This is a genomic window from Aureimonas glaciei (assembly GCF_014643375.1).
Lineage (GTDB): Bacteria > Pseudomonadota > Alphaproteobacteria > Rhizobiales > Rhizobiaceae > Plantimonas > Plantimonas glaciei.
Genome location: NZ_BMJJ01000007.1, coordinates 286,526 through 296,001 on the forward strand (window position 1 = coordinate 286,526; position 9,476 = coordinate 296,001).

A 9,476-nucleotide genomic window follows, 5' to 3' on the forward strand; every position below is an offset into this window, starting at 1 on the left:
GGACAGGGGGCAATGCTACGGTGGCCAGGCACAGGTCTGCCCCCGACGACCGGATAGCGTGTCGGCGGCTCCTATGGCGAACCCAGACCCAGAAGATGGCGGACGACCGGCCGCTCAGGGCCATTGTGGAACCGCGTCACCGTCTCTTGAAGATCGGCATCGGCCTTGGAGACCCGCTTGTGCTGGCGAAGATGCTCGGCCCAGGATTCGACCATGAACCATTCGACGACCGTTTCCGGCTCGGCGGCATCCTCGCTCACGCCCCAAGCATAGGCACCGTCGCGCCGCCGTTCCTTCGAGAAGCTCTGGAGCGCCGCGAGGAACGCGGGGCGATCTGCGGGGGTGACGCGGTACTCGACGAGGATCATCACAGGCCCCCGATCGTGCGCCACGGGAGCAGCGACGAGGGGCTCCGGCCAGTGATTGGAGGAGACGAGATCGGCTTCGCCGGCGGGGAGCTTCACGCGATGCAGGAGCAGCGCGACCGTGGCCAGCCCGCCTGCGCCCACGAGGAGGGTCGCCGGAATGCCGATCTCCTGCGCGACCAATCCCCAGGCGAGAGCACCGGCGGTCATCGCGCCGTTGAAGACGGTGATGTAGACGGCAAGCGCGCGGCCGCGGACCCAGTTCGGCAGGATCGCCTGAGCCGTGCCGTTCAGCGTCGTCAAAGCCGTAATCCAAGCCGCTCCGAGTGCCAGGAGTAGAGGAATTGCAAGCCAGCTCGGTGGTGCCAGCGACAGTAGGACCATGACGGCGGCCGTCGTCAAAGATGCCGTGAGCACCAGCCCGTCTGCATCCAACACCGCTCGAAGGCGCGGCATGACGAGGGCGCCGACGATGGCGCCGACGCCGACCGCGCCGAGAAGCAATCCGTAGAAGCCAGCATCACCGCCCAGGAGATTGCGCGCGACGAGCGGCAGCAGCGCCCATACAGAACTTGCGAAGGCGAAGAAGACGGCGGACCGGAAGAGGACGCGGTGGAGCTCGGGACTGGAGCGGGCATAGCGAAGGCCGGCGCGGAATGCACCGCCGAAGTTCTCCGACAGGGTGTCGTCGCTCGTCGCCGGACGCTTCCACCAGAGGAGCGCCGCGATGACGAAGACGTAGCTCGCGACGTCGGCGCCGTAGGTAACGGCTGCGCCGAAGGCCGCGAGCAAGAGGCCGCCGGCCGCGGGGCCGATCGAGCGGGCGATGTTGATGCCGAGCGAATTGAGAGCGACTGCGCTCTTTAGCTCCGGCTTCGGCACGAGCTCCGGAACGATGGACTGCCAGGTCGGCGCCACCAGCGCCGCGCCGATCCCGCCGAGGAAGGTCAGCGCGACGAGCGCTTCGATCGTCAGGAGCCCCGTCTTCGACAGGACAAGCAGCGCGAGGCTGACGCAGGCGAGGAGAAGCTGCACGGCGATCAGGAACTTGCGCCGGTCGAGAATGTCAGACAGGACGCCTGCGGGGATCGCGAGCAGGAAGATCGGCAAGGTTCCCGCCGCTTGGATCAGCGACACGGCGGCGGGCGAAGCGGAAAGATCGGTCACCAGCCAGGAGCTGGCGACATCTCGCATGAAGGATCCCGTATTGCCGAGAATCGTGGCGACCCAGAGAACGGCGAAGGTCCCGTGTCGCAGGGGCGCGAAGCTGCCGGGGACCTCGGCGGGTCCTGCCGACGCAGAGGGTTCGGTAGTCATCGTGCGTCAGGTCTCCACCTTGGACAATCGGCAAGCAGACGGATGCCGGACAGAAGAGCCGCTCGCCCGAGGGCGGACGGCCCAGATCGAGCGGTCAGGCCCTGATGAAGGCGAGAAGGTCTGGGTTGATCACGTCGGCATGCGTCGTCAGCATGCCGTGCGGGAATCCTTTGTAGACCTTCAGGGTGCCGTTCTTCAGTAGCTTGATTGACTTCAGAGCCGCGTCCGCGATCGGCACGATCTGGTCGTCGTCGCCGTGCATCACCAGCGTCGGAACGGAGATCGCCTTGAGATCCTCGGTCTGGTCGGTCTCCGAGAAGGCCTTGATGCCGTCGTAATGGGCCTTCGCGCTGCCCATCATGCCCTGCCGCCACCAATTCTGGACGACGCCCTGGTAAACCTTCGCGCCCTCGCGATTGAAGCCGTAGAAGGGTCCCGCCGCGACGTCGAGGAAGGTCTGCGCCCGGTTCTCGGCCGTCCCTTTGCGGAAGCCGTCGAAGACCTCCATCGGCAGGCCCTCCGGGTTCGCGTCTGTCTTCAGCATTAGCGGTGGAACGGCGCTGACGAGCACCGCCTTGGCGACGCGCCCGGTCGGCCCGCCGTGCCTGGCGACATAGCGGGCGACTTCGCCGCCGCCGGTGGAATGGCCGATATGGACGGCGTTCCGGAGATCGAGTGCCTCCACGACCGCGAAGGCGTCGGCGGCATAGTGGTCCATGTCATGACCATCAGAGACCTGTGCCGAGCGGCCGTGGCCGCGGCGGTCATGCGCGACGACCCGGTAGCCGTTCTGGACGAAGAACAGCATCTGCGCATCCCAGTCGTCCGAGGACAGCGGCCAGCCGTGGTGGAACATGATCGGCTGAGCGTCCTTCGGGCCCCAGTCCTTGTAGAAGATCTCAACTCCGTCCTTCGTCTGTACGGTCGACATGGTCGCGGGTCCTTTTGCGCTTGCGGGAGATGAAGGGGAAGCTGCCTTGGCGAGGCTGGGCAGTGCGAACGTGGAGGCGAAGGCAGCAGCGGATAGAAGGGTGTCACGGCGAGTCAGGGTGAGAATTGAAGGTTTCGTCGGCTCGCTCATGGCGCGGTCTCCATCGCGGGTTTGGTTGATCGAATGTCATGCATGGCGACGAGGACGAAGGCTCCGGCCAACCCGAGATGTTCGAAGAAGGCGTTCGCCGCCATCGTCCGCTCGAAGCCCGGCGCCATTTCCCAGAACCGCAGGGCGACCAGCGTCGCCGCGAGCGTGAAGCCGGCCAGCGCCAGAGCACCCAGCCAACGGCGGAACCCGGACAGGATCATTGCCGAAGCGGCAAGCTCGAACAGGATGACGACGACGGCGAAGAGGGGCGCGGGCCGCAGGCCGAAGTGCTCCATCTCGGCCATGGCGACGGGGAAGTCGAAGAGCTTTGTCAGCGGACCCTGGATGTAGGCGGCGCACAGAAGGAGGAGCGCAAGCCAACCGATAGCGGGGGCTCCGAGGACCGAGGATGCGGCACCGGAGAGGTTGGAGCGGGCGCGGGTCACTCTCAGACTGCCCAGCAGGCGCAGCCAAGGGCGCCCCAGAAGCTCTTGAGGTCCGAGATCGGAACCTTCGATGACCACGCGCCCGCGTGGTCGTGCCCATGCACCCCGCACGCGCTGGAGCAGCCGCAGGTCGAGATGGCCGTCCGGCGAAGCGAATGGCGCCCGGCGCCCTCAGGCTCGCCCCAGGCTCCGTAACCTTTGAACGTGCGTACCGGCGACCAGTCCGGCATGGCCGGCGGGATGTCGGTCTCGTCCTCAGTGGCGAAGTCGCCCGTGCCATAAACGACGCGCCCGCCGACCATGGTGAGATCGGCGGTGAGATGCGAGATCTCGTCCTCCGCGCATGCGAAGAAGTCCTTCGACGGCACGACGAGATCGGCGAACTGCCCGGCCTCGATCCGCCCCTTCCGGCCCACCTCGTTGGAGAACCAGGTGACGTTCTCGGTCCACATGCGCAGTGCCGTCTCGCGGTCGAGACAGTTTCTCTGCGGCGTGATGCGCATCCCGCCGACGGTGCGGCCGGTGATCAACCAGGCGAGCGAGACCCAGGGGTTGTAGGAGGCGACGCGCGTCGCGTCCGTGCCGGCGGAGGTCTTCACGCCCTTTTCGAGGATGCGCGCAACCGGCGGCGTCGCTTCCGCCGCTCCCAGCCCGTAGCGCTCCACGAAATACTCGCCTTGGAAGGCCATGCGGTGCTGCACCGCGATGCCGCCGCCGAGCGCGGCGATGCGGTCGATCGAGCGGTCCGAAATCGTCTCGGCATGGTCGAAGAACCAGTTGAGCCCTTCGAGAGGCACGTCCTGGTTCACGCGTTCGAAGACGTCGAGCGCGCGCGAAATCGTTTCGTCATAGGTCGCGTGCATGCGCCAGGGCCAGCGGTTTTCGGCCAGGACCCGGACGACGCCTTCGAGGTCCTCCTCCATCTCCGGCGGCATGTCGGGGCGCTCCACCCGAAAATCCTCGAAGTCGGCGGCGGAGAAGACGAGCATCTCGCCGGCCCCGTTGTGGCGGAAGTAGTCGTCGCCCTGCTTATATCTGGAAGTTGCCGTCCAGTTGAGAAAGTCGGCCTTCTCCTCCTTCGGCTTCTGGGTGAAGAGGTTGTACGCAAGGCGGACGGTGAGCTGCTTCTCGTCAGACAGCTTTTGGACGACGGCATAATCGTCGGGGTAGTTCTGGAACCCTCCCCCTGCGTCGATCGCGCCGGTGACGCCGAGGCGGTTCAGCTCGCGCATGAAGTGGCGCGTGGAATTGACCTGATAGTCGAAGGGCAGCTTCGGCCCCTTGGCGAGCGTCGCGTAGAGAATGGCGGCGTTCGGCTTGGCGAGCAGCAGACCCGTCGGGTTGCCGGCGGAATCGCGAACGATCTCGCCGCCGTGCGGCGCGGGCGTGTCCTTCGTGTAGCCGACGGCCCGGAGCGCCGCGCCGTTCAGGAGCGCGCGGTCGTAGAGGTGAAGGAGGAAGACCGGCGTGTCCGGCGCCACCGCGTTGATCTCCTCGATCGTCGGCAGGCGCTTCTCTGCGAACTGATGCTCGGTAAAGCCGCCGACGACGCGCACCCATTGCGGCGGCGGCGTCACCGCGACCTGCCGCTTCAGCATGTCCATCGCATCGGCGAGCGAGCGCAGCCCGTCCCAGCGCAGCTCCATGTTGAAGTTCAGCCCACCGCGGATGATGTGGAGGTGGTTGTCGATGAGGCCGGGCAGGACGCGGCGGCCCTTGAGGTCGATCACCCTCGTCTCCGGGCCGCGATGCGCCATGATGTCGGCGGTGCGCCCGACCGCGAGGAAGGTGCCGTCCTTGACCGCGACGGCCTCGGCGGCGGGGTTCGAGCGGTCGAGCGTGGTGACGAGCCCGCTATGGAGGATGAGATCGGCGGTCACGTGTGCATCTCCCTGTATGGGGGCGGCCCGTGAAGGGCCGAGGAGGGCAAGGGCGGAGGCGGCTTGAAGCAGCGTGCGGCGGGTGGGCATCAGCTTTCCCTTGATGCTGGACCGGGAGCGACCGGGTTGTGGTCTCCCTTTGGCAGGTGCCCGAAGACGTGAGGACGGACCTGCCGGGAAAGGATGGCGGATGTGTCGGCCGATCCGCCGAGGAGGGCTTTTACGAGCGGCGGGATCTGCTCGCCGAGGAGGATGCCGAGAAGCCCGACGAGTGCGACGACCGGAGGCGCGGGCGAGCGCACGTTGAGAAGCGCATAGATCACGCCGACGAGGAGACCTGCGCCGAGCGACAGGAGGTAGAGTCGCATTGTGGCATCCCGCTCTTGAGGAAGGCGGCGGGCCCGACGGTGGTCGGGTCCGCCGTAGCGGATCAGCCCTCGTGGGCGTTGAACATCGACTTGGCGTAGATGATGCCGAGGCCGTAGGCGCCGCCGTACTGTTTTGCGATGCCCGTGGTCATGTCGTAAGTCTCGGTGCGGGCCCAGTCGCGCTGGAGCTCCAGCATGTACTGGAGCGAGGTCATCGGCTGGACGCCGGCCTGCACCATGCGCTCCATGGCCCGCTCATGCGCTTCCGTCGACACGTCGCCGCAGGCATCGGCGATGACGTAGCACTCAAAGCCCTGGTCGAGGGCGGAAAGGGTCGGTCCGACGATACAGACCGAAGTCCAGAGGCCGGCGAAGACCAAACGGGTCTTGCCGATGCGGTTGACCTCATCGATGACCGAGGCATCTTCCCAGGTGTTCATCGAGGTGCGGTCGAGAAGCGCCTGCCCTGGGAACGCCGAGGTGATCTCCTCGAACATCGGGCCCGAGAAGCTCTTCTCCGCGACGGTGGTGAGGATCGTCGGCACCTTGAAGCCTGCGGCCGCGCGTGAGATCAGCGCCGCGTTGTTGCGAAGGTTCACGGCATCGATCGACTTCGTCGCGAACGACATCTGCGATTGGAAGTCGATGAGGATCAGCGCGTGATCGCTGGGAGACACCAGGCGGGAGCCGGGGGTTGGGGTCGCTTGAATGGCCATGGGAACGTCCTCTGAGCGGCTGTTGCAGTGCAGCAGATGAGCGTTTCCGCGCGTCTAGTCTTGTCAGTTTTCGGGCTGGTTTGGACATCTGCACACTCGCGTCGACGGATCCTCACAAATTGTGCCGAAGCGGAGACTTCAGACGTTGCCAAACGCCCGGCGACATGTGTGGAAGAGTGCTAGTCAACCAAGGGAGTGGAGAGATGGGGGGACGCGGCCTTCATCACGTCACGCTGATCGCCAGCGATGTCGACCGTAGCCACCGCTTCTATGGGGCGGTTCTCGGCCTCAGGCTCGTCAAGCGGACCGTGAGTCATGAGGATCCCGGGACCTACCATCTCTTCTTCGGCGACGAGACTGGGGGACCCGGTACGCTGCTCACGCTCTTTCCATGGCAGGGTGTGGCGCGCGGCCACCGTGGCGCCTGCGAGGCGTGGCGGACGTCTCTGCGCGTCCCCGCCGGCTCGCTGGACTGGTGGTCGCGGCGGCTGGGGGCTGCGGGCGTCGACGCCCGCGGAGTGACGCTCGCGTTCGGTGAGACCGCCCTTGTTTTCGAGGATCCGGATGGCGCCCTCTTGTCGCTGGCGGAAGGACCCGGCCAAACCGATGGCTCAGTCTGGCGGCATCCGCAAATCGCGAACGGAGCCGCCATCATAGGCTTGCACGACCTCGTGCTGAAGGTGCGCCAGGCCGATCCGATTGGCGAGCTCTTCCGCGAGGTCCTTGGCTTCCGGGAGGTGGCTCGCGAGGGTCTCGCGGTCCGGCTCGTTGCGCATGACGGACCGGGCGGGATGATCACGCTAGATGAGACCGGACAGGTCCCGATGGGACGGCTCGGCGCGGGGAGCGTCCACCATGCCGCCTTTCGCGCGCTCGACTCCGCCGACGAGGACCGAATGGCGGCGGAGCTCTTGACGCGCTATGCCATCCGAACCACCGTGCCGAAGGACCGCACCTACTTCCGGTCCGTGAACTTCCGCTCGACCTGCGGTCTCCTGATGGAGATTGCGACCGACGAGCCAGGACTCATCGTTGACGAAACGCTGGGAGGACTTGGCACAAGTCTGGTGCTGCCGTCATTCCTGGAGGCAAGGCGCGTCGAGCTGGAGTGCCTCCTTCCGCGGCTCCGGAACATGCAGGACCTTGGCGGCGACCGGGCCGGGCCACATGCGGGCACCGACGTATCGCTGTGATAATGGTATGCAAGTTTGATCGTATCAAAGTCGAAAAAATCGGATGCCATGACACCTAGGCTCGACAAAGCGGCCAACCGAGGGGAGCTTCACGGCGCCACCCTTGGCGCTTACCTCGGCATCGCCGCCCAGCCGATCCTAAGGCTCTCCGACCAAGGACGGAGCAGGTTAGCTGTCACGCGCCTGACACTGACAGATCCGCGCGGCTATGACCGAAGGGCACCGACCGAGCCGGAGGACGCCTACAGCCTGACCTACAAGTTGCGGCCCATCGAGAGGCTCGAGGTTTGGCAGAACGGACGCTACATCCAGAATGGCGGAGTAGCGGCCGAAACGGCCAAAATGATCGATCTTTCGGAGCCTTCTCAAAGTCGCATCACCGGGCTGTCCGACTCAGTCCACGTCTACATCGGCAAGTTCGCGCTCGACGACCTTGCTGCCGAGATCGGCGCGAGAAAGATCGACCGTCTTCGCATGCCATCCAACGAGGCCGATCCCATCCTTGGCCAGTTCTGCCGTTTCATGCTGGCGTCGCCTCCGGAAGCAGAGCCCGCCAATCCTCTCTTTGCCGATCAGCTCGCGCTGAGCCTCCTCACCTATTTTGCCGAGCGCTACGGCGGCCTGAGCCTGCCTTCGACAAAGGCATCGGCAGGCGGGTTGGCGCCATGGCAGGAACGACGGGCACGGGAGATCATCCATTCGCGCCTGGCAACCCGCATGACGATGGCCGACGTGGCGGGAGAGTGTCGCCTCACCCCGAGTTATTTTGCCAAGGCATTTCGCCAGACGTTCGGCACGACTCCGCATCGCTATCTCACCGAGGTCCGCATCAATGAGGCGAAGTCGTACCTCCTCAACTCTCAATTGCCCCTTGCCGACATCGCTCTGCTCTGCGGCCTCGGCGATCAGAGCTATTTCACGCGTGTGTTTACGGCTGCGGTAGGCACCAGCCCGGGTGCTTGGCGACGCGCGACACGCAGTTGACCTGAAGTCCGACGCGACGCCGCGATGGACCACGCCGGGAGGACCACCACATCCCTTTCAAGGTCGAGAACAGGACGAAGTCGCACCTTGACCCGGAGGGGGCGCTCGACGTCGTGTGGCCAGCACTTACGCCACACATGGGCGCGTTGATGTATCTCCGCGCGCTGTCGACACGCCTCAGGGCAGCTTGTCCCGAGCAGCCGGATGCCGCGCTGGCAGAGGGCGATATCCGCTAAGATGGCCCCACCATTTGACGTCAGGCATTTCCATCTCCCGCGTTCCGTTTCAGCCAACCTTGCGCCGCCGTCGCATCCGCGAGTGTCAGATCGTGCCCGGCCTCGATTCGCAGGGCGTCCAAATCGGCGCCTTGAGCCCGCAACCAGTTCTCGAGAGCGGGCGCATGCTGGCCGTAAGGGTCGCGAGTGCCGGTTATCAACAGAACCGGGACACCTGCCAGGTCCGGCTCAGGCATCGGCTCCAGTGCCGCGATCGCACGGATCAGGATCGCACGGCGGATCAGGCCGGGATAAAGACCCATGACTGCGGCGGCGAAGTTCGCACCGTTGGAGTGGCCGAGAAAGGTCATCCCGTCGCGATCCAGCCCGTAGCTCGCGACCGCACCATCGACAAGGGCCGCGAAGGCCTCGGCTTCCGCCCTGATGTCCGCTTGATCGAAGGTCGCCACTGTCAGGCGCCGGAACCACCGCGACATGCCCTCCTCATGGCTTCGTCCGCGCACGCCGAGCAGCGTCGCGCGAGGCGCGATCCGATGGGCCAGCGGCATCAGATCGGCCTCGCTCCCGCCAGTGCCGTGCAGTAGGACGATCGTGCTGCCATCCGGATCGTCCGGCACATGGAAACGATGGACAAAGGGCAGTTCCCGCATCGGCATTCGCTCCTCTCCCGGCAGCGCGAATTGGGGAAGCATCACCCGCAGGTCCTCGGCACGCTCGGCATCATCGGGCGGCACGAACAGGTGCTCTCCCAGGCGCTCCAGGGGTTCATCGACGGCAAAGCCTGGACTGTCAACGGCGGAGCAATTCCAGGCCAGTGTGGCGGAGTAAAACCAGGCCACGCGTCCGAGAGGGCACGACACAGGAAAGGGCCCGATCGGGCCCTTTCCTGT

9 protein-coding genes are annotated in these 9,476 nt (G+C 65.7%); 2 read left to right on the forward strand and 7 right to left on the reverse strand.

What is annotated here, in order from left to right; translation table 11 throughout:
- Positions 1 to 71: 71 nt before the first annotated feature.
- The 6 genes from IEX88_RS15890 to IEX88_RS15915 all read right to left on the reverse strand — a co-directional run bounded on the left by IEX88_RS15890 (position 72) and on the right by IEX88_RS15915 (position 6,167).
- Positions 72 to 1,682 carry an MFS transporter gene (locus IEX88_RS15890; RefSeq protein ID WP_188852425.1) on the reverse strand — a complete coding sequence of 537 codons (1,611 nt, stop codon included), beginning with the start codon at positions 1,680 to 1,682 and terminating at the stop codon, positions 72 to 74.
- Positions 1,683 to 1,776: 94 nt separating this feature from the next.
- Positions 1,777 to 2,763: an alpha/beta fold hydrolase gene (locus IEX88_RS15895; protein WP_188852427.1), complete on the reverse strand. Its 987-nt coding sequence runs from the start codon at positions 2,761 to 2,763 to the stop codon at positions 1,777 to 1,779.
- Positions 2,760 to 3,209 carry a DoxX family protein gene (locus tag IEX88_RS15900; protein WP_244640232.1) on the reverse strand — a complete coding sequence of 150 codons (450 nt, stop codon included), beginning with the start codon at positions 3,207 to 3,209 and terminating at the stop codon, positions 2,760 to 2,762. The genes IEX88_RS15895 and IEX88_RS15900 overlap by 4 nt, the downstream gene beginning before the upstream one ends.
- Positions 3,210 to 3,211: 2 nt before the next feature.
- Positions 3,212 to 5,179: an amidohydrolase gene (locus IEX88_RS15905; RefSeq protein WP_188852429.1), complete on the reverse strand. Its 1,968-nt coding sequence runs from the start codon at positions 5,177 to 5,179 to the stop codon at positions 3,212 to 3,214.
- Complete coding sequence (locus IEX88_RS15910; RefSeq protein WP_188852431.1) at positions 5,179 to 5,457, reverse strand: DUF1427 family protein; 279 nt, start codon at positions 5,455 to 5,457, stop codon at positions 5,179 to 5,181. Before IEX88_RS15910 ends, IEX88_RS15905 begins: the two co-directional genes overlap by 1 nt.
- Before the next feature lie 62 nt (positions 5,458 to 5,519).
- Positions 5,520 to 6,167 (reverse strand): hydrolase, encoded by a 648-nt coding sequence (locus tag IEX88_RS15915; protein ID WP_188852488.1) that lies wholly within the window; start codon positions 6,165 to 6,167, stop codon positions 5,520 to 5,522.
- A gap of 209 nt (positions 6,168 to 6,376) precedes the next feature.
- On the opposite strand from IEX88_RS15915, the gene IEX88_RS15920 reads away from it, so the two are divergent.
- Both IEX88_RS15920 and IEX88_RS15925 read left to right on the forward strand, forming a co-directional pair.
- A complete protein-coding gene (locus IEX88_RS15920; protein ID WP_188852433.1) occupies positions 6,377 to 7,366 on the forward strand; it encodes a VOC family protein in 990 nt (329 codons plus the stop codon).
- Between the two features lie 48 nt (positions 7,367 to 7,414).
- Entirely contained in the window at positions 7,415 to 8,350 is a 936-nt protein-coding gene (locus tag IEX88_RS15925; RefSeq protein ID WP_188852435.1) for a helix-turn-helix domain-containing protein, read from the forward strand.
- A gap of 256 nt (positions 8,351 to 8,606) precedes the next feature.
- Here IEX88_RS15925 and IEX88_RS15930 read toward each other — a convergent pair.
- Positions 8,607 to 9,476: alpha/beta hydrolase (locus IEX88_RS15930; RefSeq protein WP_505625252.1), on the reverse strand; the 870-nt coding region annotated here is incomplete at its 5' end.

Excerpts from the sequence above, each read along its gene's own strand:
- IEX88_RS15890 (WP_188852425.1), bottom strand. The coding sequence starts at position 1,682 with ATGACTACCGAACCCTCTGCGTCGGCAGGACCCGCCGAGGTCCCCGGC.
- IEX88_RS15895 (WP_188852427.1), bottom strand. The coding sequence starts at position 2,763 with ATGAGCGAGCCGACGAAACCTTCAATTCTCACCCTGACTCGCCGTGAC.
- IEX88_RS15905 (WP_188852429.1), bottom strand. The coding sequence starts at position 5,179 with ATGCCCACCCGCCGCACGCTGCTTCAAGCCGCCTCCGCCCTTGCCCTC.
- IEX88_RS15910 (WP_188852431.1), bottom strand. The coding sequence starts at position 5,457 with ATGCGACTCTACCTCCTGTCGCTCGGCGCAGGTCTCCTCGTCGGCGTG.
- IEX88_RS15920 (WP_188852433.1), top strand. The coding sequence starts at position 6,377 with ATGGGGGGACGCGGCCTTCATCACGTCACGCTGATCGCCAGCGATGTC.
- IEX88_RS15925 (WP_188852435.1), top strand. The coding sequence starts at position 7,415 with ATGACACCTAGGCTCGACAAAGCGGCCAACCGAGGGGAGCTTCACGGC.